Raw genomic sequence first — 25,620 nt, forward strand, 5'->3', positions numbered from 1 at the left:
GTCAGCGCGCTGTCGCACGGCTGCGGAACAGCGTGAACAGCCCGGCGGCCACGATGATCGCCGCGCCGATCGCGACCGGCGCCTCGATCGTCTCGCCGAACACCACGACCCCGATCGTCGACGCGAAGACCAGCTGGAAATAGGCGAAGGGCTGCACGCTGCCGGCCTCGGCGACCTCGTAGGTCTTGATCAGGGTGTAGTGGCCGAGCGCCCCCGTCACGCAGAGTATCGCCATCCAGCCCCAATCCGGCAGGCTCATCGCCTCCCATGTCAGCAGGCCCACGGGCGTGATCGCCACGGCCCCGACTGTTCCCGTCCAGAAGAACGTCGTCGCCGCATCGTCCTTTCGGGCGACGAAGCGGTTCAACAGCCCGTAGAGCGCGAACATCAGCGCCGCGGCCAGCGGGATCAGCGCTGCCGGAGAGAACACCGCCACCCCCGGGCGGAGCACGACCAGCACCCCCAGGAACCCCACCGCGATCGCCGTCCAGCGCCGCCAGCCGACATATTCGCCCAGAACAGGCCCGGACAGCGCCGCGATCAGCAGCGGATAGGCGGCAAAGACGGCATGACTGGCCACCAGCCCGAGATAGACGAAGCCCACGATCATCACGCAGACCTCGATCACCAGGATCAGGCTCCGCAGCCCCTGCACCACGGGCTGCGCGGTCGCGGCGGCGGCCCGCACTCCCCCGGCCTGCCGCGACGCCACCGTCACCACGAAGGCCGCGAAGAACCAGTAGCGGATCATCACCACCATCAGCGTGTTGTATTCGCCGGCCAGATGGCGCGAGATCCCGTCCTGCGCGGCAAAGATGAAGGTGGTCAGCACCATCAGCATGATGCCCAGCCGCGTGTCGTTGCGCATGTCTCAGCCCTGTCATCTGCCTCGGGTCATGTGGCGCTTGCGGCCGTGTCCCGGCGCTCGCGTCACCTCGAACCCCGCCGCGGCCAGGGCGCGGCGGACATGCCCGGCGGCGGTGTAGGTCGCGCATGTGCCGCCAGGTCGCGTGTGCCGCCCGACCTCGGCCAGCAGGTCGGCCGCCCACAGGTCCGGGTTTCGCGCCGGTGCGAAACCGTCGAGGAACCAGGCGTCGGCCGCGCCGTCCCAGGCTGGAAGGGTCGCTCGCGCATTCCCCTCGATCACCCGCAGCCGCACGGGGCCGAGCGCGATGTCCCGCGCCCCCCCGGCCCAGGCGGCCCGTAGGTCGGCGGCCAGCGGCGGCAGGTCGAACGCCGCATGCGCCCGTGCCATGTCGTCCACGCTCATCGGGTAGGCCTCGAACGAGGTGACGGTCAGCGTTCCGGACTGCCCGCTGTCGGCCCAGAGCGCGGCGGCGGCCAGGATGTTCAGGCCCGTCCCGAAGCCCAACTCGGCGATGTGAAACCCGTCCCGGAACCGCCCCGGCAGGTCGTTTCCGTCCAGAAAGACATGCCGCGTCTCGGCCAGGCCGTCGCTCAGCGAGAAATACGGGTCCCCGAACAGGGTCGAGACGGGAACGCCGTCACGCCATTCTATCCCGGCCGTCTGGCCAGCCCGCTCGATTTGCCCTAGTCCCATGGCCGCGACCATGGGGGGCGACTGACGGAATGGCAACACGGGACGTGACAGTGCGCGGCGCCGGGATCTTTGGCCTGTCGGTGGCGTGGGCCTGCCTGTCGCGCGGCGCCTCGGTGCGGGTGATCGACCCCCACGGTCCCGGCGCCGGCGCCTCGGGCGGCATCGTGGGCGCGCTCGCCCCGCATACGCCCGAGCGCTGGAATCCCAAGAAGGCCTTCCAGTTCGACAGCCTGATCGCCGCCGAGGGGTTCTGGCGGGGCGTGGCTGAAACTGGCGGCCGCGACCCCGGCTATGCCCGGTCGGGCCGGGTGCAGCCGCTGGCCGACCTGCGCGCCGTCGATCTGGCGCGCGACCGTGCGGATCAGGCCGCCGATCTGTGGCAGGGCCGGGCAACCTGGTGCGTCGTGCCGGTGCACGACACCGGCTGGACCGTCACCTCGGCCACTGGCCTCGCCGTGCACGACACGCTGACCGCCCGCCTGCATCCGGCGCAGGCGACCGCGGCCCTGGCGGCGGCGATCACGGCAGCGGGGGGCGAAATCGCGACCAAGGGGCGCGACGAGGGCCGGGTCGTCTGGGCGACAGGTGCCACGGGCCTGCGCGACCTGTCCGCGGCCCTCGGCCAGGATGTCGGCGTCGCGGTCAAGGGGCAGGCGGCGCTGCTCGGGCTGTCCTGTCCCGACCGCCCGCAGCTTTTCGCCGATGGCCTGCACATCGTGCCTCACGCCGACGGCACCGTCGCGATCGGGTCGACCAGCGAGCGCGACTTCACCGACCCCGCGGCGACCGATACCGCGCTCGACGACGTTCTGGCGCGCGCCCGCGCCGCGGCGCCCGATCTCGCCGCCGCGCCTGTCCTGCGCCGCTGGGCCGGCCTCCGACCGCGCGCCCGCAGCCGGGCACCCATGCTCGGCCCCTGGCCCGGCCGCCCCGGCCACTACGTCGCCAACGGCGGCTTCAAGATCGGCTTCGGCATGGCCCCGAAGGTGGCCGAGGTCTTGGCCGACCTGCTGCTGGAGGGCCGCGATTCCATCCCCGCCGACTTCCGCGTCGAGGCCTCGCTCCGATAGCGCCCCCGACGGCGCTATCGCGACGCGCGAGCCGAAAGGCATGCCGCACCACCCCAGCGCTAGTTTCGGCAAGGGAACCATCACGTTGCGCGGCGCGACGGGGCGGAACGCTTTGTGAAGCGCCCCGAGGGGTTTATCTTTTTCACATGAAACTGCCCCGCGCCCAACGCCTCGCGCCCAGCCGCGCCGAATACTGGTCGGATGCCATCGTGCACCTCGCCGGCATCGCCGTCGTGCTGGTCGCGGTGCCCATCCTGATCGTGATGTCGGTGTCCCTGGGCGGCGACTGGGCCACGATCACTGCCATCTCGATCTACGGGGCATGCCTGCTAGCGATGCTCGTCTGTTCCGCGCTCTACAACATGGCGCGGCCGGGCGCCTGGAGCGGGGTTCTGCGCCGCCTCGACCATTCGGCGATCTACCTCAAGATCGCCGGCAGCTACACGCCCTTCGTCGCCCTGTCCGGCGGCACCGCGACGCATTTTCTCGCCGGCCTCTGGACCGTGGCGCTCGGGGGCACGTCGCTCAAGGTGCTGGCCCCCGACCGGCTGCGCTGGCTCGGGCTGGGGCTCTACCTCGGGATGGGTTGGGCTGGCGCGGTGCTGGGCGGCGAAGTCCTCGGCGCGCTCTCGCCCGCCGCGACGGCCCTGCTGGTCACCGCCGGGGCGCTTTACACGATCGGCGTCGCCTTCTTCCTGTGGGAGGCGCTGCCGTTCCACACGACCATCTGGCACGTCTTCGTTTTGGCGGCGAGCGCGCTGATCTACACCGCGATCCTGCTCGAACTCAGGATGCTGCCGCTGGACGCAGCCGCGCTCGAGGCGATGGCGCTGACCGCCCCCTAGAACTCGACGCCGATCTGCGCTTTCACGCCGGACCGGAACGGATGCTTCACCAGCTCCATCTCGGTCACGAGGTCCGCGATCTCGATCAGGTCGGGATGGGCGTTGCGCCCGGTCAGCACAACGTGGGTCATCTCCGGCTTCTCCTCGACGAGAAAGGATACGACCTCGGCGATATCGAGATACTCGTAGCGCAGGGCGATGTTCACTTCATCCAGAAGCACCATCCGGTTCGCGGGATCCCGGATCAGCTCCTTGGCACGCGCCCAGGCCGCCTGCGCCATCTCGGTGTCGCGCGACCGGTCCTGGGTCTCCCAGGTAAAGCCCTCGCCCATCGTGTGGAACTGGCAGATGTCCTGGAACCGCTCGAGGATCAGGTCGCGCTCGCCCGTCGACATGCCACCCTTGATGAACTGGACCACGGCACAGGGCATGCCGTGGGCGATGCAGCGAAAGATCATCCCGAAGGCGGCGGTGCTCTTGCCCTTGCCCTTGCCGGTATGGACGGCGATCAGCCCCTTCTCGTCGGTCTTGGTTGCCATGATCTTGTCGCGGGCGGCCTTCTTCTTGGCCATCTTCGCGGCGTGGCGCTCGGTGTCGTCTGTCATCGGTACTCCGCGGGTCGTCTCATGGTGATGCTTGTCGGGCGGTCGAAGCCCTGGTGCGCGGTTTCGGCCACCTTGGCAAATCCCAGCGCAGCCAGCGCGGCGTGGGTCTCGGTCAGCTCGATGCGGCTCTCCAGCTCCAGCGCCGGCAGCCCCAGCCGCCGCGCCTCGTCCGCCGCCGCGTCGATCAGCCGGCGCGACAGACCCAATCCGCGATGGGGCGCGGCCACGGCCAGCTTGCCGAGATAGAGCGCCTCGGGCTGCGGCATCCCGAACAGGCAGGCGACCGGGCGGCCGGCATCCTCGACGACCCAGACCATGCCCTGCGCCGCGTGCCGCGAGACGCCCACCCCGGTCAACCGTGTCAGTGACGAGGGCGGGTCGATACGCCCCTCCATGTAGGCGAACGCGGTGCGCAACAGCAGCAGGACTCCGGGTATGGCGGGGTCCTCGGCGGAAAGGCGGCGTGGGTGCGGTTCGGACACGCGGGCTCCCTGGTCTTTCCGGGACTGTAGCCAGAGTGATCCCTGACGGGAACGGGCAATCTCCTTAGGGTTCTCCTGTCCCGAAATATCCCGGGGGAGTCCGGCGGCCGGCAGGCCGCCGGGCGGGGGCAGAGCCCCCTCGAGTGGTCGCGTGCGCCGCAGGCGCGCCATCAGGTCACCGCTCCGGCCCGAAGGGCGGCCAGCCGCTCGCGCGCGCGGTTCGACCGGGGCTGCCAAAGCTCGCGGTCGATCGCCTCCTCCAAACGCTCCGCGATCTCGCGCAGCGCGGCGGGGTTCGCCTCGGCAAGGAACGCGCGGGTGTCGTCATCGTCGAGAAAGGCCGCATGGACGAGATCGAAGTGGTGGCCCCGGACCGCCCCCGTGGTGGCAGCGAAGGCAAAGAGGTAATCCACGGTCGCCGCGATCTCGAACGCGCCCTTGTAGCCGTGGCGCTTCACGCCCTCGATCCACTTCGGGTTCACAACGCGGCTGCGGACGACCCGGCCGATCTCGTCCTCCAGCGTGCGGATCACGGGCCGTTCGGGGCGGGAATGGTCGTTGTGATAGATCGGCCGGTCGCGGCCCTGCAGGCTGCGCACCGCTGCCGCCGCGCCGCCCTCGAACTGGTAGTAATCGTCGGAATCCAGCAGGTCGTGCTCGCGGTTGTCCTGGTTCTGGACGATCGCCTCGGTCTCGCCCAGACGCGCCGCGAAGGCGTCGCGGGCCGGGGCGCCCTCAGTGCCGCCGCCATAGGCATAGCTGCCCCAGGTCAGGTACGCCTCGGCGAGATCCGCCGTGTCGTCCCAGGCGCGCTCGTCGATCAGCGCCTGCAGCCCCGCGCCATAGGCGCCCGGTTTCGATCCGAAGACCCGGAAGCGCCCCTCCGTGCCCTCGGTCCGGGCGCGGGCGGCGGCGGGATTGGCGTCGTCGGGCTCGTCCAACTCCATCACCGCGCGGGCGGCGCTGTCGATCAGGTCCATCTGTTGGGGGAAGGCGTCGCGGAAGAAGCCCGAGACCCGCAGGGTCACGTCCACGCGGGGCCGGCCGAGCGCGGTGTGCGGGATGATCTCGAAGCCGGTCACGCGGCGGCGGGCCTCGTCCCATTGCGGCCGCACCCCCATCAGCGCCAGCGCCTGGGCGATGTCGTCGCCGCCCGTGCGCATGTTCGCCGTGCCCCAGGCGGTGACCAGCATCGCGCGCGGCCAGTCACCGTGATCCTGCAGGTGCTTCTCGATCAGGAGGTCAGCCGATTTCCACCCCAGCGCCCAGGCCGTCGGCGTGGGCACCGCGCGGCTGTCGACGGAATAGAAGTTTCGGCCTGTGGGCAGCACGTCGAGCCGCCCGCGCGTCGGCGCCCCCGACGGGCCCGGCGGTAGGAAGCGGCCGTCGAGCACGGCGAGCAGCCCGTCGCGCTCGCCAGGACCGCAGGCGACGACGGCGGGGCGGACGTTTTCCGTCGCCTCGGCCAGGACCGCGGCGCTGGCCGGGCCGGGGGCTGTCGCGATGCCGTCCAGCAGTCGCGCCGCGAGGTCTTCCAACCGCTCGACCGTGTCGCCGTGGCTGCGCCATGCGCCCTCCAAGAGGGCCAGCGCGTCGGGGCGGCGGCCACTCCAGGGCGCGGCCATGTCGCAATCGAGCGGGTCGAACGGCAGCCCGAAATCCGCGGCCAGCGCGCGAAGGATCGAGGCGTCGCCGCCCTTGCCGTCGCGCCGGGGCACGCGGATCAGCGCCTGGGTCAGGTCCCGTTCCAGCCGGCCCGCGGGCGAAGTGCCGAAGACGTGCAGCCCGTCGCGGATCTGCGCCTCCTTCAACTCGCAGAGATAGGCGTCGAGCTTGGCCAGGTCCGCCTCTTCGTCGTCGCCGGCGAGGCCCGCATCCGCGTCGAGCCCGGTTGCCGAGGTCAGCGACAGGATCTCGCGCCGCAGATGGTCGATCCGCCGGGGGTCGAGCCCCGCCGCCTCGTAATATTCGTCAACCAGCGCCTCGAGATCGCGCAGCGGGCCGTAGGTCTCGGCCCGGGTCAGGGGCGGGGTCAGGTGATCGACGATCACCGCCTGTGCCCGCCGCTTGGCCTGCGTGCCCTCGCCCGGGTCGTTGACGATGAAGGGATAGACGTGCGGCATGGGCCCGAGCACCGCTTCGGGCAGGCACTCGCTGCTCAGCGCCAGAGCCTTGCCCGGAAGCCATTCCAGGTTGCCGTGCTTGCCCATGTGGACCACCGCCTGCGCCCCCCAGTGGTGCCGCAGCCAGATGTAGAAGGCGAGATAGTTGTGCGGTGGGACGAGATCCGGCGCATGGTAGGTCTCGGTCGGGTCGACATTGTAGCCGCGCGCGGGTTGCAGGCCGACGACGGCGTTGCCGAAGCGGTGGATCGACAGCTTGAACCCCTGCGCGGGCGGGCCCGCCGGATCCGCCTCCGGCGGGGATATTTCCAGGCAGAAGAAGGGATCGTCCTGCGGCTGTCCCCAGCGGTCCTCGATCCTCTGCCGGACCTCCAAGGGGAGGGCCTTGTAATGCGCGAGGTAGGTGTCGAGCGGCAGGCCTTCGCCGCCGGCGCGGTCGGCCCGGTCGGTGAGCCAGTTCGTCGGCCCGGAGGTGAGCCGCTCCATCAGCGCGGCGCTGTCGGCGGGCGCGTCCGTGATGTCGTAGCCGGCGCCGCGGAGGGTCGCGAGCGTGTCGACCGTCGCGGCGGGGGTGTCGAGGCCGACACCGTTGGCGAGGCGGCCGTCCTTGTTGGGATAGTTCGCGAGGACCAGCGCGACCCGGCGCTGCGGCGCAGGCGTGTGGCGCAATCGGGCCCAGTTGGCGGCGAGGTCGGCGACGAAGTCGACCCGGTCGCCCACGGCGCGATAGGCGGCGACGGGGCACTCAGTCGCCGGGTCGAAAAAGGCCTCTCCCTTGAACGAGATGGCGCGCGAGAGGACGCGGCCGTCGACCTCGGGGAGGGCGACGTTCATGGCGATGTCGCGGGCGGAGAGGCCGGTCAGGCCCTCGGCCCAGGTTTCCTCGGAGGTGCCGGCGAGGACGACCTGGAAGACCGGGGCGGCGTCGGCGGCGGGCGTGGCGAGGGGGTTGGGGGTGGTGTCGGCGCCTTCGTGCGGGGTGCCGGTGGCGAAGGCGGTGCAGTTGAGGATGACCGAGGGCGGGGCCTGGGTGAAGAGGTGCTCGAGCGTGGCGGCCGAGAGCGGATCCTTGAGCGAGGCGACGAACACGGGCAGCGGGTTGAGGCCACGGCGCAGCAGGGATTTCGTCAGCCTGTTCAAGGGGTTGAGGCCGGCGCCCTGGACGAGGGCGCGGTAGAATATCAGGGGGATTACGGGGGCGTCGGGGGTCCAGTGGCGGCGGATGTCGGGCAGGTCGACGAGGCCGGCGCCGGGCCAGTAGAGGCCGGCGCGCAGCAGCGGGCGGGCCGGCGCGGGGCGGGGGGCATCGTCGAGCAAGGCCTTGCAATACTTGAGAAAACCGGCCGCGTTCTCGGGGCCGCCCTCGACCATGTAGGCCCAGAGCGCGTCGTAGTCGGCGTCGGACACGTTGGAGAATTCGCGCAGTTCCGGGTCCGGCTGGTCGTCGCCGGGCAGGAGCACAAGGTGTACACCGCGCGTGCACAGGACGTGCACAAACTGGCCTACGAAATACCGCCAGTACCCCGCCCCGCCGAGGCAGCGCGCGACCACCAGCCGGGACTTCGAGGCGCAATTCTCGAGGTGCAGGTCCACCGACATCGGGTGGCGCAGGTAGCCCAGGTTGGTGAGCCGCAGGCCCGGCGGCGCCTCCATCTCGGCGCGGGCCTCGGAGAGGGCGGCGAGTTCGGTGTCGGCGGCGGAGAGGAACACGACATCGGACGGCGTCTGGCCGGGATCGACGGCATCGCTGCCGTCGTCGATGGCGCCGGGCGTTGCGGCGAGGAGATGCATCAGAGACGCTTTTCCAGGAACAGGTTCGAGGGGATGTCGGGATAGCCGCCGAAGGCGGGGCATTCGGCATAGCCGCGTCGTTCGTAGACGGCGCGCGCGGCGTCCATCCGCACGCTCGTCTCGAGCCGGAGGCAGGGCAGGCCCTGCCGGCGGGCGCGGTCCTCGGCGGCGTCCATCAGCGCCCGGCCGACGCCGCGGCCGCGCAGCGCGGGATCGACGTAGAAGCGCTTGATCTCGCCGTAGCCGCCGCGGGCGACCAGCGCGACGCAGCCCGCGGGGCGGCCGTCGACGCGGGCGGCGAGGAAGGTGACGCCGGGCACGGCGAGCTCTTCGGCGGAGACCGAGAAGTTCTCTTCCGGCGGGTCGATCTCGTTCAGGGCGGCCTGGCTGGCGTCGATCAGCGCGCGGCCCTCGGGCGAGAGCGGGTCGCAGACATGGATCGCGGGCGCGACGAGGGTCGCCGTCATGCCGACAGCGCCTTCTCGATCGCGGCGCGGTCGAGACCGGCCTGGCCGATCACCACGAGGCGCGTCTCGCGCGGTTCGTCATTGGCGATGGGGCGGTCGAAATAGGATTCGATGCGCGGGCCGACGGCCTGGAGCGTCAGGCGCATCGGCTTGCCCGCGACGGCGGCGAAGCCCTTGAGCCGCAGGATGTCGTGGGTGCGGATCGTCTCGGCCACCTGCTCGGCGAAGGCGCCCTGATCGGTGATCTCGGGGCGGGTGACGACGAAGCTCTCGAAATCGTCGTGATCGTGATGGTGGTGGTGACCGTCGCCGTCCGCGCCGTCCTCGTCGTCGTGATGGTGGTGGTGATGCACCTCGTCGCGGCCCTCGAGGCTGAATTCGGCACCGGCGCCGAGGCCCAGCACGATGTCGAGCGGCAGCTGGCCCATCGCGGCGTTGACGACCTGCACGCCCTCGCGGCTGTCATCGCGGAGCCGGTGCAGAATCTGGTCCAGCTCGGCCTTTTCGAGAAGGTCGGACTTGTTCACCACGATCATGTCGGCGCAGGCGACCTGGTCTTCGAACAGCTCGCTCAGCGGGGTCTCGTGGTCGAGGTTGTCGTCCATCGCGCGCTGGGCGTCGACGCTGGATTCGTCGTGGGCGAAGCGGCCCTCGGACAGCGCCTTGCCGTCGACCATCGCGACGACGCCGTCGACGGTGACCTTCGAGGCGATGTCGGGCCAGTTGAACGCGCGGACCAGCGGCTGCGGCAGGGCGAGGCCGCTCGTCTCGATCACGATGTGGTCGGGCTTGTCCTCGCGCGCGAGGAGCTTCTGCATTGTCGGCACGAAATCCTCGGCCACGGTGCAGCAGATGCAGCCGTTCGACAGCTCCATCACGTCGTCGTCGTCGCAGTTCTCGATGCCGCAGCCCTTGAGGATGCCGCCGTCGACGCCGAGATCGCCGAACTCGTTGATGATGAGCGCGATCCGGCGGCCGTCGGCCTGCCCGAGAAGGTGGCGGATCAGCGTCGTCTTGCCGGAGCCGAGGAAGCCGGTGACGATGGTTGCGGGGATCTTGGCGGGCATGTCGGGCACCTGTCTGCGCGGAATCTTCATGAAAGGGGGCCGCCCGCGCGGACGGACGGCCCCGGTGTCGGATGCGGGCGGCGCGTCAGCCCCAGCCGAGTGCCGAGACGGCGGCGCCTTCGACGGTCTCGAGCGTCAGGAACAGGCCCATGCCGGCCACGATGGCGCCGGCGAGCCGGGGTTGCAGGGCCGCGGCGTCGGTGGCGTTCCAGAAGCGGGTGGCGACCAGACCGGCGGCGAGGGCGATGGCGTACTGCACCGCCGCGAGGGCGATCAGGTAGCCCGCCAGGACGGCGCTCGTCGCGCCGGCTTCGGCCGTGGCCATGGCGCCGCCGAAGGCCGAGCCGTGGAACAGGCCGAACCCGGCGAAGAGCGCCAGCGCTGCGGGCGTCGACAGGGCGCGGCCCGATAGCACGACGCCGCCGAGCGCCAGAAGCGAGACCGCGATCACCGCCTCGGCCAGCGGCAGGGCGGGGCCGAAGGTGGCGATCAGCACCCCGGCGATCATCGCGGCGAGATAGGCCAGCGGCGCGGTCGCGCGGTGCGCGGTGAACGCCGCCGCGATGCCCGTGAGCGCCACGAAGAACAGGTGGTCGAAGCCGAGGACCGGGTGGCCCACGCCCGACAGCAGCCCGTCGGAGAAGGTGGTCATCGCGGCGCCGCCCAGCGGGTGGTGGGCGAGGGCGGGCGTCGCGGTCAGTGCGAATGTCGCGGTGAGAAGTTTCTTCATGGTCTGTCCCCTTTATCGGTTCGTGTCCGACAGGGGGGTCACGTCGAAGGTGTGCGCCGGGATCGTCGTGCCGCGTGCGCAGACCCTTCACGGAACACCCCGTCCGTTGCTCAGGCCGGGCGCCTTCCGGAACCCGTCGCGCGGCTGGTCTCCTGGCTTCGCGGGTCGTCGCGGTGGCGTCGGCCTTCCCGGATCGCTCCAGTGGCATGTTCGACGCCCGCTCGCCGCTTACAGTCGCGGGGGCGGCTGCGGAGTGAGGCCCCGATATGGGTCGCCTGGCACCGCATTCCCATTTCAGCCCCTGGACCGCTTGGCGGACCGCCGGGGCACCGTGCGGCCCTAGTCATGCGCGCCGGGGGGCGGCGGGTCAAGCCGGTTCACCGGCGGCGGGGGCGGTGCCGACCTGCGCCTGCGATATCTTGTGGAAAAGCGCCGAGGTTCGTCTAAATCGGGTGGGTTGTTGTTGACTCCGCGCCCGGCGCGGCGGCATCCTGCGCGTCAATCCCGCCATTGCCTGCAAAAGGGCCCGGCCTTGCGCTTCACCCGCCTCAGACTGACCGGCTTCAAGAGCTTCGTCGATCCGACCGACCTGGTGATCGCGGACGGGCTGACCGGCGTGGTCGGTCCGAACGGCTGCGGCAAGTCGAACCTGCTGGAGGCCCTGCGCTGGGTGATGGGCGAGAACCGTCCCACCGCAATGCGCGGCGGCGGCATGGAGGACGTGATCTTTGCCGGGACCGCGACGCGGGGGGCGAAGAACTTTGCCGAGGTGTCCCTGGCGATCGACAACGGCCAGCGGCTGGCGCCCGCCGGGTTCAACGACAGCGACACGCTGGACATCGTGCGGCGGATCACGCGGGACGCGGGCTCGGCCTTCAAGGTGAACGCAAAGGACGTGCGGGCGCGCGACGTGCAGATGCTGTTCGCCGACGCCTCGACCGGGGCGCAGTCGCCGGCGCTGGTGCGGCAGGGGCAGATCAGCGAGCTGATCAACGCCAAGCCCAAGGCGCGGCGCCGCATCCTGGAGGATGCCGCGGGGATCGCCGGGCTCTACCAGCGGCGGCACGAGGCCGAGCTGAAGCTGAAGGGCGCCGAGACCAACCTCGAACGGGTATCGGACACGATCGAGCAGCTGGCGCAGCAGTTGTCGACGCTGACCCGGCAGGCGCGGCAGGCGAAGCGGTACCGCGAGATCGGGGGCGAGCTGCGTCGCGCCGAGGGGCTGCTGCTCTATCGCCGCTGGTGCGAGGCGGTGACGGCCGAGACCACCGCGGAGGGCGCGCTGGCGGCCCGCGCGGACGAGACCGCCGCCGCCGAGCGTGCCGTGCGCGACGCCGAGGCGGCGCGCGAGGCCGCGGAGGGCGCCCTGCCGCCGCTGCGCGAGGAGGACTCCATCGCCGCCGCCGTGCTGCAGCGCCTGCAGGTCGAGCGCGAGGGGCTGGAGGCCGAGATCGAGCGGGCGCGGGCCGAGATCGCGTCGCTCGAGAGCCGGATCGCGCAGCTCGACAAGGACGCCGCGCGGGAGAGCGCGCTGGACGGTGACGCGGGCGAGTCGATCGGCGCGCTCGAGACCGAGGCGGCGGAACTTCGGGCGGCGGGCGAGGGGCATGACGACCGCGTGGCCGAGGCGGCGGACCGATCGGCCGAGGCGGCGGACATCCTGGGCCAGCGTGAGTCGGACCTGGGCCAGCTGACCGAGGACGCGGCGCGGCTGTCGGCCCGGCACCAGTCGGCCCGGCGGCGGGTGGACGATGCCCATCGTGACCGCGACAAGGCCGACGCCGCCGCGCGTCAGGCCGAGGAGGCGGCGGCCGCAGCGGAGGAGACGCTGGCCGAAAAGACCCGCGCCGCCGAAACCGCGGCCGAGGCGCAGGAGGCGGCGGTCGAGCTAGCCGAGCGGGCCGAGGAGACGCTGACCGAGGCGGATGCCGCGCGGTCCGAGGCGCAGGCCTCGGAAGCCGACGCGCGCGCCGCCCGGTCCGAGGCCGAGGGCGAGGCCAAGGCCCTGGCCGCCGAGATCGGCGCGCTGGAGCGGCTGGTCGCGCGGGACGATTCGGACGAGGCGCAGATCCTCGACAGCGTGGCGGCCGATCCCGGTTACGAGGCGGCGCTGGGCGCGGCGCTGGCCGACGATCTGCGAGCGCCCGAGATCGGCCCCGAGGGCGTGTCGGGTTGGGCGCGGCTGGCTCCCTACGGCACGTCCGAACCGCTGCCCGAGGGCGCCACGCCGCTGTCCGATGTGGTGCGCGTGCCAGAGGTGCTGGCGCGGCGCATCGATCATGTGGGCCTGGTCGCGCGGGCCGATGGCGCCCGGTCGCAGGCCGCGCTGCGCCCCGGTCAGCGGCTGGTCAGCGCAGAGGGCGACCTGTGGCGCTGGGACGGGTTCCGCGCCGGGGCCGAAGACGCCCCCAGCGCCGCCGCCCTGCGCCTGCAGCAGATGAACCGGCTGGCCGAGCTGCGGCAGCAGGGCGAGGTGCTGGACGCGCGGGTCGAGAGCGCGACCGAGGCCCATTCCGACCTGTCGGCGCGGCTGAAGGACCTGACCGAGGCCGACAGGACCGCGCGCGAGGCTCGCCGCGCGGCGGATGCCCGTGTCACCGAGACGACCCGCGCTCAGAACCGCGCCGAGGCCGACCGGGACATGGCCGCCGGCAAGCTGGAGACGCAGCGCGCGGCGATCGACCGCCACGCGGAAGAGGCACGGGCCGCCCGCGCCGCCGTGGAAGAGGCCGAGATGGCCCAGCGGCAGCTGGACAACCTGGACGACCTGCGCGAGCGGGTGGAAGAGGCCAAGACCAGCGTCGAGGCCGCCCGCATCACCATGATGTCGGCCCGCGCCGCCCATGACGAGCTGGCCCGCGACGGCGAGGCCCGATCGAAGCGGCTGCGCACCGTCGAGAGCGAGCTGGCCGGCTGGCAGCGCCGCCGCGAGAGCGCGGGGCAGCGGCTGGCGGACCTGTCGCGCCGCCGGGACGAGGCAGCGCGTCAGCTGGAAGCGGCGCAGGACCGTCCGGTGGAACTGGCCGAACGGGGCGATACGCTGGCGCGCGACATCTCGCAGGCCGAAGAGCGCCGCGATGCCGCCGTGGCGGCCCTGTCCTCGGCCGAGGAGGCGCTGCGCGCGGCCGCGCAGGGCGAGCGCGAGGCGACCGCGACCGCCGGGGAGGCGCGCGAGGCCCGTGCCCGCGCCGAGGCCACCGCCGAGGCCGCCCGCGAGGCGACGCGGACCGCGCGGGAGCGGATCTCGGAAGAGCTCGACACCACGCCCGAGGCCCTGGCCGAGGCGCTGGAGGCGGATGCCGACGCGCTGCCGCCGGTCGACAAGATCGAGGCCGAGATCGCCCGCCTGCGCCGCGCCCGCGATTCGCTGGGCGCGGTGAACCTGCGCGCCGAGGAGGACGCCGAGGAGGTGCGCGTCGAGCACGATCAGCTGAGCGCGGAAAAGACCGACCTGGAAGAGGCGATCGCCACCCTGCGGCAGGGCATCGCCGGGCTGAACAAGGAGGGCCGCGAGCGGCTGCTGGCGGCGTTCGAGCAGGTGAACGAGAACTTCGCCCAGCTCTTCACCCACCTGTTCGGCGGCGGCCACGCGCGGCTGGAACTGGTGGAATCCGACGATCCGCTGGATGCGGGGCTGGAGATCCTGTGTTCGCCGCCGGGCAAGAAGCTGTCGACCCTGAGCCTTCTGTCGGGCGGCGAGCAGACGCTGACCGCGCTGGCGCTGATCTTTGGCGTGTTCATGGCGAACCCGGCGCCGATCTGTGTGCTCGACGAGGTCGACGCGCCGCTGGACGACGCCAACGTGACCCGATTCTGCGACCTGCTGGACGAGATGACCCGTCGCACCGACACGCGGTTCCTGATCATCACGCACCATGCGGTGACGATGGCGCGGATGGACCGGCTGTTCGGCGTCACGATGGGCGAGAGGGGCGTCTCGCAGCTGGTGTCGGTCGACCTGCGGCGGGCCGAGGCAATGGTGGCCTAGAGCCCGGCGCGGGTCGGTCCCGTCAGGATCGGCTGCGGCACGTCCTCCTCCGGGGCGAAGTCGCGCGGCGGCGCGTCGACCGGCCGGGACAACGCCCGCTTGAACTCGCAGATCAGCTCTCCGCCCTCTTCGCCGACGGCGACGATCAGGCACTGGCCCAGATGCGTCGGTCCGTCATAGATGTCGACCAGCCCGCGCAGGTGCGGCGCCGAGTCGGCATCGACGGCGAGGCCGCGCTGCCAGAGGCGCCGGATCGGCACCACGTGCCGCCCCGCATGGACCGTGAGCGTTGTGCGCCTGGTGCGATTGGACGGGTCCGCGCCCCGCAGCGCCTCGCGCAGTTCCCTGGAAAGAAAATCCGTCATGTGACCCGTGCCTCCCGACTCGCATCTCGAAGGATGGGGCAACCATCGATTCCTTCAAGTCCGTTTGCGACGCCCGGCGGTCAACTCGTTCGCGGGCGCAACAGATGGGGGTGTTTGGGGTCGTATAGGGCCGAGTCGCGAAACGATACGCCCTCGGCCAGCGCCGGTCCGACGAGAATCAGTGCCGTCCGCGTGATCTTCGCCGCGCGGGCCTTTTCGCGGATGTCCGTCAGGGTGCCCGACAGGATCGCCTCGTCCGGCCAGCCGACGCGATAGGCGATGACCGCGGGGCAGTCCTCGCCGTAATAGGGGATGAGCTGACGTTCGATCTCGCGCAGGGCGCGGACGCCCAGGTGAATCGCCAGCGTCGCGCCGCTTTTCGCGAAGGTCTCGAGTGTCTCGCCCTCGGGCATCGACGAGGATTTCATCGCCATCCGGGTCAGGACGACCGACTGCGCCACCTCGGGCACCGTCAGCTCGCGCCCCAGCGCGGCGGCGGCGGCGGCAAAGGCGGGCACGCCGGGCACGATGTCGTAGTCGATCCCGTCGGCCTTGAGCCGGCGGATCTGCTCGGCGATCGCACCGTAGAGCGAGGGGTCGCCGGAATGGACGCGGGCGACGTCCTGGCCCCGGTCGCGGGCGGCCAGGATCTCGGCGTGGGTCTGGTCCAGCGTCATCGGCGCGGTGTCCATCACCCGCGCGCCGGGCGGGGCATGGGCGACGACCTCGGCCGGGACCAGCGATCCGGCATAGAGACAGACGGAACAGCCCGCGATCAGACGCTGCGCCTTGAGCGTGAGAAGTTCGGGGTCGCCGGGACCGGCGCCGATGAAATGCACCTTCATGTGCCCTCCTTTCCTGGTGACGGGCCGCGTCAGCCTGCGGCCGCGACCTTTCGCGCGTAGCCGCGCGGCGTGTACATGCGCTGCCCCTCGCCCCGGTCGAGCAGCCGTGACTGGGACGAGCCGATCAGCACCACCGTCAGCATGTCGACCTCGTCGGCGCTCAGCGCGTCGAGCCGGCGGTAGACGATCCGCTCTTCCGGCCGGCCGAGCGAGGTCGCCAGCATCACCGGCGTGTCCGCGGGGCGGTGGCGCAGCAGGGTGTCGCGGGCGATGCCCAGAAGCTCGCGCCGCTTGCGCGACACCGGGTTGTAGAGCGCGACGACGAAGTCGCCCTCGGCCGCGGCGGAGAGGCGGCGCAGGATGTCGTCGCGCGGGGTCAGCAGGTCGGACAGCGAGATGGCGCAGAAATCGTGGCCCAGCGGCGCCCCCGCCCGCGCCGCCGCGCCCTGCAGCGCCGAGACGCCGGGGGCGCAGGTGACCTCGACCCGGCGGGCGGCGTCCGAGACGCCGTTCTCGGTCCGGTCCAAGAGCTCGAACACCAGCGCGCCCATCGCGTAGATCCCCGCGTCGCCCGAACAGATCAGCGCGACGTTGTGGCCCTCGCCGGCGCGTTCCAGCGCGTGCCGGCAGCGGTCCTCCTCGCCGCCGAGGGGGAAGTCGGCGCGGGGCTTGCCCGCGGCGAGGGGGCCCAGCAGGTCGATATAGAGCCCGTAGCCCACCAGCTCGTCCGCGGCGGCGATCAGGCGGCTGGCCTCGGGGGTGCGCCAGTCGGCCTGTCCCGGCCCGATGCCGACGATCGACAGCGTTCCGCGCGGGCGGCCCGCGGGCTCGGCGAGGGACGCGGGCGCGCAGGCGAGGGCGCAGGTGGCGTTGGCGGTCTTGCGCTTGGGCGTGCGCAGGGCGGCATCGGCGCCGGCGGCGGCCAGCGCCGCGCCCTCGGCGACGCCGTGGCAGCCGACCTCGGCATAGACCACGTCCGAGGGCGTCTCGAGCCGCGGCATCTCGGCCTCGAGCTCGGCAGGGGTGAAGAGCCGCAGGGGCACGTCGAGCGCGGTGGAGAGCGCCAGCACCGCCGCCTCGTCGGCCTTGATGTCGACGGTGGCGATGCCGGCCAGCGCGCCGGGCGCGACCCCGCTGGCGGCGAGGGTGTCGGTGACCAGCGCGGCCAGCTCGTCGGGCGGACAGTCGCGGGCGCAGCCCACGCCCAGCACGTGCCGGCGGGGGTGGAACACCAGGTGCCGGTCGCCGCCGGAGACCGGCGCCTCGGAGCAGGTCAGGCGCACGCCGTCGCCCTCGGGCAGCCCGGCGAGCCACGTGGCGGCGTCGGCCGCGTCGCCGTCGATGCGCGCGCCCTCGCCGGCGAGAAGGGCGGCCATCGCGCCCTTCGCGGCCTCGGGATTGGCGAGGCTCCAGCCGGCGGGCGGTTCGTCCAGCGCGATGCCGAGCGCCACGTCCCCCGCGGTCGTCACCGCCGCCCGCGCGCCGAGCGCCGCGGCGATGTCGCGGGCCAGGCGGTTGGCGCCGCGATGGCCGCCGAGCAGCGGCACGACGACCGATCCGTCCTCGCTGACGGCGACGACGGGCGGCTCGGACCGCTTGTCGGCCAAGAGCGGCGCGACGGCGCGGATCAGGATGCCGGCGGCGCAGACCCCGACGATCGGCGTGCCTGCGGCGAAGGCCTGCCGGGCATGGTCCAGCGCGTCGGGGAACGTCGCGTCGGCCCCCGTCACCCGCCCCGCGCGGCCATGCAGCGGCGCGGCCAGCAGGTCCGCCACGCGCCGGGCGGTCTCGGTGCCGGACGCGGACAGGGCCATCACGATCGGGGTCACAGCCACGGGTCGGTCTCCTTCATCACCAGGATCGTCGAGAAATAGGGGGCGGTCTCGGGCGCCTCGGCCAGCGGGCACACCCGCTCGTCGCCCAGCGTGGCGCGCTCGACATAGACGGCGCCGTCGGTCAGCCCGAGCGCGTCGATCACCGCGCGGATCTTGGGAAGGTGGCGTCCGACCTTCATCACCGCCACGGCCTCGGCCCCGTCGATGCGGTCGCGCAGGGCCTCGGCGCCCAGCGGGCCCGGCAGCACCGTCAGCCGCGCGTTGCGCGCCGCCAGCGGCCGCCCGGCGCGGGCCGCGCAGGCGGTGAGCGCTGTGACGCCGGGGATCACCTCGACCGCGTAGCGATCCGCGAGGCGCGAGTGGAGATACATGAACGAGCCGTAGAAGAACGGGTCGCCCTCGCACAGGCAGGCCACGTCGGCGCCGGAATCGAGCGCCGCCGCGATCCGCGCGGCGCCGTCGTCGTAGGCGGCCTGCGCCGGGGCGCGGTCGGTGGTCATCGGCACGTCCATGACGATCTCGGCCGTGCGCGGTGCAATGAGGTCGGCGGCGATGCTGCGGGCAAAGCTCGCCCCGCCGGAAAGGGTCGGATAGGCGACGACCGGGCAGGCGGCGATCAGCCGCGCGGCCTTGAGCGTCACCAGCTCGGGGTCGCCGGGCCCGAGGCCGATGCCGTAGAGCGTACCGGGTTCAGGCATCGGAGCGCCCCCCGATGCCGTGTGCAGGGTCGGGACAGGTCATCGTTTCACCAGGCTCAGCTGGGTGACGGGCATCAGCGGCCGCCAGCCGGTGCGCGTGCCCACCGGCGCGGCGCGCTGCACCGACAGCGTCACCAGCCGACCGCCGTGGCGGTGGTAGAGGTCGAGGAGCACCGCCTGGCTTTCCAGCGTCACCGCGTTGGCCACGAGCCGGCCCAGCGGCTTGAGCGCCGCCCAGGCCGCGTCGAACACCGCCTCGCTGACGCCGCCGCCGATGAAGATCGCGTCGGGCGCCTCGAGCCCCGCCAGGGCGTCGGGCGCGGTGCCGTCGACGAGATCGAGCCGCGGCGTGCCGAGGGCGAGGGCGTTCTCGGCGGCGAGCGCCCGGCGATCGGCGCGCGGTTCGATCCCCACCGCGCGGGCATAGCGGGCCGCGCGCATCCACTCGATCGCCACCGATCCGCAGCCGGTGCCGATGTCCCACAAAAGCGCGCCGCGCATCGGCATCAGCTTGGCCAGCGTTTCAGCGCGGACCTCCTGCTTGGTCATGGTGCCGTCGTGGCGGAAGAGATCGTCGTCGAGCCCCGGAACCCGTGGCAGCAGGGCGGCGTCGGGCGCGGCGATGCACTCGACCGCGAGGGTGTTGAAGGCCGGCACCTCGTGGTCCCAGCCTTGGGCAGTGCCGTCGAACCGGGCCTCGTCGGTGCCGCCCATCGCGGCGAACACGGTCATCCGGCTGGCGCCGAAGCCGCGGTCGGAGAGGAAGCGGGCGATCTGCGCCGGCGTCTCGGCACCGGTGGTCAGGATCAGGAGCCGGGCGTCGGGCTGGATGAAGGCGATCATCTGTTCGACCGGGCGGCCATGGACCGTCAGCGTCTCGACGTCCGCGAGGCTCCAGCCCATGCGGGCGGCGGCGAGCTGGAAGGCCGAGATCTGGGGATGGTAGACGATCTCTTCCGGCGGGATCGACCGGCCGATGCGCGCGCCCACCGAGAACCACAGCGGATCGCCCGTGGCCAGGACGACGACGCGGCGGCCCTTGAAGGATTGCAACAGGTCGATCAGCGCGTCGAAGGGCGAGGGCCAGGCGACCCTTTCGGCCGTGACCGCGTCGGACAGGCGGTGGTGGCGGTCGCCGCCGACGATGACCTCGGCCGCCTCGACCGCCGCGCGGGTCGCGGGGGTGAGGCCGTCCATCCCGTCCTCGCCGATGCCGACGATGTGCAGCCAGGGCTCAGTCATCGCCTTCTCCGGGCAGGGGCGCGGCGAGCGCGTTGACCGCGGCGGCGGCCATCGCGGATCCGCCCCGGCGTCCGCGCAGCGCGATGAACCCGGCCCCGCGCGGCTCGTGCACCAGCTCGGCCTTGGATTCGGCGGCGCCGACGAAGCCCACCGGGAAGCCCAGGATCACCGCCGGCGCGGGCCAGCCGGAGTCGAGCCGTTCGAGCAGGTGGAAGAGCGCCGTGGGCGCATTGCCGATGGCGACCACCGCGCCGTCCAGCCGATCGTGCCACAGATCGACGGCGGCGGCCGAGCGGGTGGTGCCAAGCGCGCTCGCGCGGTCTGGCACGGCGGCGTCGTTGAGGGTGCAGACGACAGGGTTGCCGGCCGGCAGGCTGCGCCGGATGATCCCGGACGCGACCATTTCGCAGTCGCAGAGCACGGGGGCGCCCCCGGCCAGGGCGGCCCGGCCGCGCGCCGCCGCGTCCTGTGACCAGGCGAGGCGGTCGGCGATCTCGACCATGCCGCAAGCATGGATCAGGCGCACCGCCACCACCTGCATCGCCGGGTCGAACCGGTCGAGCCGGGCCTCGGCGCGGACGGTTGCGAAGGATTGCGCGTAGATCGCGGCGGGGTCCTTTTCGTAGGGGCGCATCAGGCGGACCCGCCGGTTGCTGGCCCGACCGCGGCTGGGGGCGCTGCCCCCCGTCTCCTGACGGAGACTCCCCCCGGGATATTTCGGGACCAAAGACGGGTCATGACCGGGACTTCCGCACGCTTTCGGGGCCGTGGGGGTGATCGGCATGGGGGTAGGGCGCGTGGTGGTGATGGTCGTGATCGTGGGTGTGATCGTGACCATGGTGATGGTGGTGATGGTCGTGGCCGGCGTCGAGGCGACATTCGCCGGTGCAGAAGTCGTCGCAGAGGCGGCAATCGGCGACGTTCGAGCCGGGGGCTTCGGCGCCCTGGCCCTCGACATGGTGGTGGTGGCTTTCCTGCACCGCGCCGACCTCGGCCTCGAAGCCGAGGACCTGGGTGCGGTACTTGCACATGGCGCAGTTCGGCGGGGGCGTCTCGCCCACCAGCTCGGTCACGCGCTCGGCGAAGGTCTCGATCACCTGGGGATGGTCGCCGAGATAGCCGGCCTTGAGAAACTCAATCTGCGGGTTGGCGGCGGCGACGCGGTCGGTGAAGCCGTAGATCCGGTCGATCAGGATGCCGGAGAACAGGAAGTAGGGGAACACCACGACCCGGCGGTAGCCGAGCCGCGCGACGTGGTCGAGACAGGGTTCCACCAGCGGGAAGGTGACGCCGGAATAGCCGACCTCGCACCAGCCGAAGCCCATCCCCTCCCACAGGAGGCGGGCGATCTTGGAGACGTTGCCGTTGGCGTCGGGATCGGAGGCGCCGCGGCCGATCACCACGAGGCAGGTCTCGTGCAGGGGGATGTCGGAGGGGGCGGCGGCGAGCGCCTCGTCGATGCGGGCGGCGGCGGCGGCGACCATCTTGGGATCGACGCCGAGTTCGCGCCCGTAGCTGACGGTGATGTCGTGGGTGGCGGCGTAGGTGTTCAGGACGGTGGGGATGTCGTTCTTGGCGTGCATCGCCGCGAACAGCATGCCGGGCACCGCGAGGATGCGGTCGCAGCCGGAGGCGCGCAGTCGGTCGAGACCATCGCGGATCACCGGGTTGGCGAATTCCAGGTAGCCGTATTCCACCGGCCAGTCGGGCGGCAGGTGGGCCGGGAGTTTCTGCGCCAGCGTCGCGAACTCGTCGACGGCGGACTGGCTGCGCGAGCCGTGCCCGCAGATCATCACGCCGGTGGTCATGCCGTGCGCCCCGCGGCTGCGGCGGTGGCCGGGTCGGTCGCCGGGAGCGACTGGAGGACGGGGGTGGGGGCCAGGCGCGGCATGGGCAGATCCTTTCCGGTGTCGCCGGTCCCGGGCGGTGAGCGGAGCACGCCTGCGACGGCCGATCGGATCGGTCCGCGTCGACGATGCCGTGCGGCGATCCCCTGGATGGGTCGATCCCGGCGCGGCCTCCGTTCGGCCCCCGGGGCCGGGGGCGTCGTCGTCGTCGCCGGTATAGGGTGACGCGGGGGCGGGTGCAAACCCGATCCGGCGGAGATGTGCGTCAGCGCAGGGGACGCCTGCCGACGCGGGGGATGGTGCGGGCCGGCGCAAGATCTACCTGAAAGGCAACACGGGATCATCGGAGGACGCCATGGGACTGCTGGTCGACGGCATCTGGCACGACAAGTGGTACGACACTGAGAAGCACGGCGGAAAATTCGTGCGCTCGACCTCGAAGTACCGCAACTGGATCACCGCGGACGGCAGCGCCGGTCCGTCGGGCGAGGGCGGCTTTCCCGCCGAGGCGGGGCGCTATCACCTGTATGTCTCGATGGCCTGTCCCTGGGCCAACCGGGCGCTGTTCCTGCGCCGGCTGAAGGGGCTGGAGGACATGATCGACGTCTCCGTCGTGCATCCCGACATGCTGGGCGACGGCTGGACCTTCGACGAGGGCTATCCCGGCGCGACGGGGGACCGGCTGTACGGCCTGCCGTTCCTGCGCGACATCTACCTTAAGGCGGACCCGCAGGCCTCGGGCCGCGTGACGGTGCCGGTTCTGTGGGACAAGACGCGCGAGACGATCGTGTCGAACGAATCGGCCGAGATCATCCGGATGCTGAACGGCGCCTTCGACCATCTGACGGGCAACACCGACGATTACTGGCCCGAGGGTCTCCGCGATGCGATCGAGCCGGTGAACGCGCGGATCTACGACACGGTCAACAACGGCGTCTACAAGGCGGGCTTCGCCACCAGCCAGGAGGCCTACGAGGAGGCGGTCTATCCCCTGTTCGACAGCCTGGACTGGATCGAGGGCCTCCTGTCGGAGAACCGCTACCTGATGGGCGATCGGATCACCGAGGCCGACTGGCGCCTGTTCTCGACCCTGGTACGGTTCGACCTGGTCTATCACCTGCATTTCAAGTGCAACCGGCGCCGGATCGTCGATTACCCGAACATGTGGGCCTATACGCGGGAGCTGTACCAGTGGCCCGGTATCGCCGAGGCTGTGGATTTCGCGCATATCGTGCGCCACTACCACTACAGCCACGCCAACATTAACCCGAACCGGATCATTCCGATCAATCCGGATCCCGACTGGCTGGAGCCGCACGGCCGCGGCTGAGCGGTCTCAGCCGCGCGGGCCGTAATGGTCGACGATGGCGGCGAGGTCTTCCGGCGGGGCGCCCGCGCTCTGGTAGCTGCAGACGTTCGGCAGGTGCTGGAAGACCGACCCGTCGGAAAAGAAGTTCGTCTTCGTCACCGGCACGATCTGGGTTTGCGGATGGCGGTACGCGGCGAAGTCCGCGATGGCGATCGCACTGCCGCTCTCGGGTTCGAGATCCAGGATGATGACATCGACCCGGTCGTGCTGCAGGACCTTGACGGCCTGCTCCTGGTCGCGGGCGTGGCTGACACGCGCGCCGTTGCGTTCGATATGACTGCGCCACAGGGCGGCGAGGGCGTCATCTCCTTCGACGATCAGAACGTGCATCGGCTTCCTTCGGCGACAGCTTTGCCCTTTATTCTAACAATTCTTACCCAAAGTAATCATCAAAAACGCGCCGTTGAAGAAATCGTGCGCATCGCGCCGGGTTGCAGCGAGGGCCGACATCCGGTTGAACCGCGTCGAGAGGAGGCGCGATGGCAACCTGGATCACGATCTGCGACACCTGCAAGCACGATCCCGAGGACGGCGCGGGCGACGGTGCGCGGCTGGCCGAACTGGTCGAGACGGCCGCGCGCTGCACCGACCTGCGGACCCGGCGCGTGTCGTGCCTGATGGGGTGCGGCCACGGCTGCAACGTGACGATCCAGTCGGCGGGCAAGCTCTGCTACACGCTCGGACGTTTCGCGCCCGAGGCCGGGGCGGCCGAGGCGATCGTCGCCTATGCCGTCCTGCATGCCGACAGCGACACCGGGCAGGTTCCCTATCGCCAGTGGCCGCAGGGCGTGAAGGGGCATTTCGTGACCCGCCATCCGCCCCTGCCGCCGGCATGACACCGGTGCGCGATCACGGTGGCGCGCTGGACGACGCCATCGCCCGTTGGGGCGGAGACCGTGACGCGTGGCTGGACCTGTCCACCGGTATCAACCCGGTGCCCTATCCGGTGGGCGCGGTGTCCTACACCGCCTGGGAGACGCTGCCCGACCGGGCAGCGACCGAGCGGCTGACGGATGCGGCGCGCGCGTTCTGGTCGGTGCCGCCGGAGGCCGCGGTGATCGCCGTGCCCGGCGCGTCGGCGGCCATCGCGCGGCTGCCGGCCCTGTGCGGAACCGGGCCGGTGCACATTCCCGAGCCGACCTACAACGAGCATCGCGCCGCCTTCGAGGCGCAGGGCCGTCCGGTGACCGGCGACCCGGCGGCCGAGGTGCATGTCTACGTGCATCCCAACAACCCCGACGGGCGGCTGTGGCCGGACAGCGCCATCGGGGGCCGCGCCGTGACGGTGATCGACGAGAGCTTCTGCGACGTGAGGCCGGACAACAGCCATGTGCGCCGTGCCGCGGAGGACGGGGTCGTCGTGCTGAAGAGTTTCGGCAAGTTCTGGGGGCTGGCGGGCGCGCGGCTCGGGGTCGTGATCGGCGACCGCGCGGTGCTGGCGCCCGACGGGCGGCCTGGTCTGGCGGACCTTCTGGGGCCATGGGCAGCCTCGGGGCCGGCGCTGGAGATCGGCGCGCGGGCACTGGAGGACTCCGGCTGGGCCGCGACGACGCGACGGCGCCTCGCTGAGGACGCGCGCCGGCTGGACGGGCTGATGACCGGCGCGGGGGCGGCGGTGGCGGGCGGGACCGACCTGTTCCGGCTCTACGAGGTGGACGACGCGGTGGCGTGGCGCGACCGGCTGGCCGCGGCGCGGATCCTGGGCCGCATCTTTCCGTATTCGTCCCGCTGGCTGCGGCTGGGCCTGCCGGGGCCGGACGACTGGGACAGGCTGGAGGCCGCGCTGTGAGCCTGCTGCTGGCGCTGCTGCTGGACGGCGCGCTGGGCGAGCCCGAGGCGCTGTGGCGGCGGGTGCCGCATCCGGCGGTCCTGATGGGGCGGGCGGTCGGCGCGCTGGACCGGTGGCTGAACGCCGACCCGCACCGGGTCTGGCGCGGCGCGGCGGCGGTCGCGCTGCTGGTGGCCGGCGCATGGTGGATCGGGCGCCTCGTGGCCGAGCTGCCGCTGGGCTGGGCGCTGGAGATCGCCGCCGCGGCGATCCTGCTGGCGCAACGCTCGCTGGTCGAGCATGTCCGGGCCGTGGCGGAGGCCTTGCGCGACGGGGTGCCGGCGGGGCGTGAGGCCGTGGGGCGGATCGTAGGCCGGGACACCGCCGCGCTCGATGGCGACGGGATCGCCCGCGCGGCGATCGAATCGGCGGCGGAGAACTTTTCCGACGGGGTTGTGGCGCCGGCCTTCTGGTTTCTCGTGGCGGGGCTGCCGGGCTTGCTCGTCTACAAGGTGGTGAACACGGCGGACAGCATGATCGGCTACCGCACGCCGGAATACGAGGCCTTCGGCAAGGTCGCGGCGCGGCTCGACGACGCCCTGAACTGGGTGCCGGCCCGGCTGAGCGCCGCGCTGATCGCCCTGGCGCATGGCCGGCCCGACGCCCGGCACGTGATCTTGCGGGACGCGCGGCTGCACCGGTCGCCCAATGCCGGCTGGCCCGAGGCGGCGATGGCGGCGGTGCTGGGCGTGGCGCTGTCCGGGCCGCGGAGTTATGCCGGCGAGATGCGGGCGTTCCCGTATGTGAACCCGGAGGGACGCAATGCGTTGGGTCCCGACGACATCGAGGCCGCCTGCGGCGCGCTCTGGCGTGCCTGGACCGGTCTTGTCATTCTTGCCGTGGTTTGGGCCCTCGCCTGAGA

The 25,620-nt window shown here is 71.9% G+C and carries 23 protein-coding genes and 1 riboswitch; of the genes, 7 read left to right on the forward strand and 16 right to left on the reverse strand.

From position 1 onward, the window contains the following. Position 1: 1 nt before the first annotated feature. Together BMZ25_RS15100 and mnmD are read right to left on the reverse strand one after the other, a co-directional pair. Entirely contained in the window at positions 2-868 is an 867-nt protein-coding gene (locus tag BMZ25_RS15100) for a DMT family transporter (RefSeq protein WP_092695077.1), read from the reverse strand. Positions 869-880: 12 nt separating this feature from the next. Next, positions 881-1,561, reverse strand: a complete 681-nt coding sequence (mnmD, locus tag BMZ25_RS15105) for a tRNA (5-methylaminomethyl-2-thiouridine)(34)-methyltransferase MnmC2 (RefSeq protein WP_092695260.1) — start codon at positions 1,559-1,561, stop codon at positions 881-883. A gap of 29 nt (positions 1,562-1,590) precedes the next feature. On the opposite strand from mnmD, the gene BMZ25_RS15110 reads away from it, so the two are divergent. Continuing rightward, complete coding sequence (locus BMZ25_RS15110) at positions 1,591-2,631, forward strand: NAD(P)/FAD-dependent oxidoreductase (RefSeq protein ID WP_092695079.1); 1,041 nt, start codon at positions 1,591-1,593, stop codon at positions 2,629-2,631. Between the two features lie 146 nt (positions 2,632-2,777). Further along, positions 2,778-3,476: a PAQR family membrane homeostasis protein TrhA gene (gene trhA, locus BMZ25_RS15115; RefSeq protein WP_092695081.1), complete on the forward strand. Its 699-nt coding sequence runs from the start codon at positions 2,778-2,780 to the stop codon at positions 3,474-3,476. Here trhA and cobO read toward each other — a convergent pair. From cobO to BMZ25_RS15145, 6 genes are all read right to left on the reverse strand, one after another. Next, entirely contained in the window at positions 3,473-4,081 is a 609-nt protein-coding gene (gene cobO / locus BMZ25_RS15120) for a cob(I)yrinic acid a,c-diamide adenosyltransferase (protein WP_092695082.1), read from the reverse strand. The two genes, trhA and cobO, sit on opposite strands and share 4 nt — an antisense overlap. Beyond that, on the reverse strand, positions 4,078-4,563 hold the full coding sequence (locus BMZ25_RS21075; protein WP_408033443.1) for a GNAT family N-acetyltransferase: 486 nt from the start codon (positions 4,561-4,563) through the stop codon (positions 4,078-4,080). Before BMZ25_RS21075 ends, cobO begins: the two co-directional genes overlap by 4 nt. Before the next feature lie 170 nt (positions 4,564-4,733). Continuing rightward, the gene (cobN, locus tag BMZ25_RS15130) at positions 4,734-8,477 is read right to left on the reverse strand and encodes a cobaltochelatase subunit CobN (protein WP_092695086.1); all 3,744 of its coding nucleotides are present in this window, start codon (positions 8,475-8,477) and stop codon (positions 4,734-4,736) included. Continuing rightward, positions 8,477-8,944 (reverse strand): GNAT family N-acetyltransferase, encoded by a 468-nt coding sequence (locus tag BMZ25_RS15135; protein ID WP_092695088.1) that lies wholly within the window; start codon positions 8,942-8,944, stop codon positions 8,477-8,479. The genes cobN and BMZ25_RS15135 overlap by 1 nt, the downstream gene beginning before the upstream one ends. After that, positions 8,941-10,011, reverse strand: coding sequence for a cobalamin biosynthesis protein CobW (cobW, locus tag BMZ25_RS15140; protein ID WP_092695262.1), 1,071 nt, complete (start codon positions 10,009-10,011; stop codon positions 8,941-8,943). Before cobW ends, BMZ25_RS15135 begins: the two co-directional genes overlap by 4 nt. Positions 10,012-10,096: 85 nt before the next feature. Beyond that, complete coding sequence (locus BMZ25_RS15145; protein ID WP_092695090.1) at positions 10,097-10,741, reverse strand: HupE/UreJ family protein; 645 nt, start codon at positions 10,739-10,741, stop codon at positions 10,097-10,099. A 125-nt stretch (positions 10,742-10,866) separates the two neighbouring features. Next, positions 10,867-11,090, reverse strand: a riboswitch (cobalamin riboswitch). Between the two features lie 183 nt (positions 11,091-11,273). On the opposite strand from BMZ25_RS15145, the gene smc reads away from it, so the two are divergent. Next, positions 11,274-14,729 carry a chromosome segregation protein SMC gene (gene smc / locus BMZ25_RS15150; protein WP_092695092.1) on the forward strand — a complete coding sequence of 1,152 codons (3,456 nt, stop codon included), beginning with the start codon at positions 11,274-11,276 and terminating at the stop codon, positions 14,727-14,729. On the opposite strand, the gene BMZ25_RS15155 is transcribed toward smc, so the two are convergent. From BMZ25_RS15155 to BMZ25_RS15185, 7 genes are all read right to left on the reverse strand, one after another. After that, positions 14,726-15,094, reverse strand: coding sequence for a hypothetical protein (locus BMZ25_RS15155; RefSeq protein WP_092695094.1), 369 nt, complete (start codon positions 15,092-15,094; stop codon positions 14,726-14,728). The genes smc and BMZ25_RS15155 overlap by 4 nt on opposite strands. 80 nt (positions 15,095-15,174) lie before the next feature. Then, entirely contained in the window at positions 15,175-15,939 is a 765-nt protein-coding gene (cobM, locus tag BMZ25_RS15160) for a precorrin-4 C(11)-methyltransferase (protein WP_092695096.1), read from the reverse strand. 29 nt (positions 15,940-15,968) lie between these two features. After that, on the reverse strand, positions 15,969-17,753 hold the full coding sequence (cobJ, locus tag BMZ25_RS15165; RefSeq protein WP_177190484.1) for a precorrin-3B C(17)-methyltransferase: 1,785 nt from the start codon (positions 17,751-17,753) through the stop codon (positions 15,969-15,971). 11 nt (positions 17,754-17,764) lie between these two features. Beyond that, entirely contained in the window at positions 17,765-18,472 is a 708-nt protein-coding gene (cobI, locus tag BMZ25_RS15170) for a precorrin-2 C(20)-methyltransferase (protein ID WP_092695100.1), read from the reverse strand. Between the two features lie 39 nt (positions 18,473-18,511). Continuing rightward, on the reverse strand, positions 18,512-19,714 hold the full coding sequence (gene cbiE, locus BMZ25_RS15175) for a precorrin-6y C5,15-methyltransferase (decarboxylating) subunit CbiE (RefSeq protein WP_092695102.1): 1,203 nt from the start codon (positions 19,712-19,714) through the stop codon (positions 18,512-18,514). Continuing rightward, positions 19,707-20,348 (reverse strand): precorrin-8X methylmutase, encoded by a 642-nt coding sequence (locus tag BMZ25_RS15180; RefSeq protein ID WP_092695104.1) that lies wholly within the window; start codon positions 20,346-20,348, stop codon positions 19,707-19,709. Before BMZ25_RS15180 ends, cbiE begins: the two co-directional genes overlap by 8 nt. A 100-nt stretch (positions 20,349-20,448) precedes the next feature. Continuing rightward, positions 20,449-21,522 (reverse strand): sirohydrochlorin chelatase, encoded by a 1,074-nt coding sequence (locus BMZ25_RS15185; RefSeq protein ID WP_092695106.1) that lies wholly within the window; start codon positions 21,520-21,522, stop codon positions 20,449-20,451. Positions 21,523-21,916: 394 nt separating this feature from the next. On the opposite strand from BMZ25_RS15185, the gene BMZ25_RS15190 reads away from it, so the two are divergent. Further along, complete coding sequence (locus BMZ25_RS15190) at positions 21,917-22,891, forward strand: glutathione S-transferase family protein (protein ID WP_092695108.1); 975 nt, start codon at positions 21,917-21,919, stop codon at positions 22,889-22,891. A 6-nt stretch (positions 22,892-22,897) separates the two neighbouring features. On the opposite strand, the gene BMZ25_RS15195 is transcribed toward BMZ25_RS15190, so the two are convergent. After that, positions 22,898-23,260, reverse strand: a complete 363-nt coding sequence (locus BMZ25_RS15195) for a response regulator (RefSeq protein ID WP_092695110.1) — start codon at positions 23,258-23,260, stop codon at positions 22,898-22,900. Positions 23,261-23,409: 149 nt separating this feature from the next. Between BMZ25_RS15195 and BMZ25_RS15200 the strand changes: the two genes are divergently transcribed. From BMZ25_RS15200 to cbiB, 3 genes are read left to right on the forward strand one after another with little or no spacing between them, the layout of a single operon-like run. Continuing rightward, complete coding sequence (locus tag BMZ25_RS15200) at positions 23,410-23,766, forward strand: DUF1636 family protein (RefSeq protein ID WP_092695112.1); 357 nt, start codon at positions 23,410-23,412, stop codon at positions 23,764-23,766. Further along, a complete protein-coding gene (locus BMZ25_RS15205; protein ID WP_092695114.1) occupies positions 23,763-24,719 on the forward strand; it encodes an aminotransferase class I/II-fold pyridoxal phosphate-dependent enzyme in 957 nt (318 codons plus the stop codon). Before BMZ25_RS15200 ends, BMZ25_RS15205 begins: the two co-directional genes overlap by 4 nt. Beyond that, complete coding sequence (gene cbiB / locus BMZ25_RS15210; protein WP_092695116.1) at positions 24,716-25,618, forward strand: adenosylcobinamide-phosphate synthase CbiB; 903 nt, start codon at positions 24,716-24,718, stop codon at positions 25,616-25,618. Before BMZ25_RS15205 ends, cbiB begins: the two co-directional genes overlap by 4 nt. The last annotated feature ends 2 nt before the right edge of the window (positions 25,619-25,620 follow it).

Origin of the sequence: Tranquillimonas rosea (genome assembly GCF_900111315.1) — a bacterium.
GTDB lineage: Bacteria > Pseudomonadota > Alphaproteobacteria > Rhodobacterales > Rhodobacteraceae > Tranquillimonas > Tranquillimonas rosea.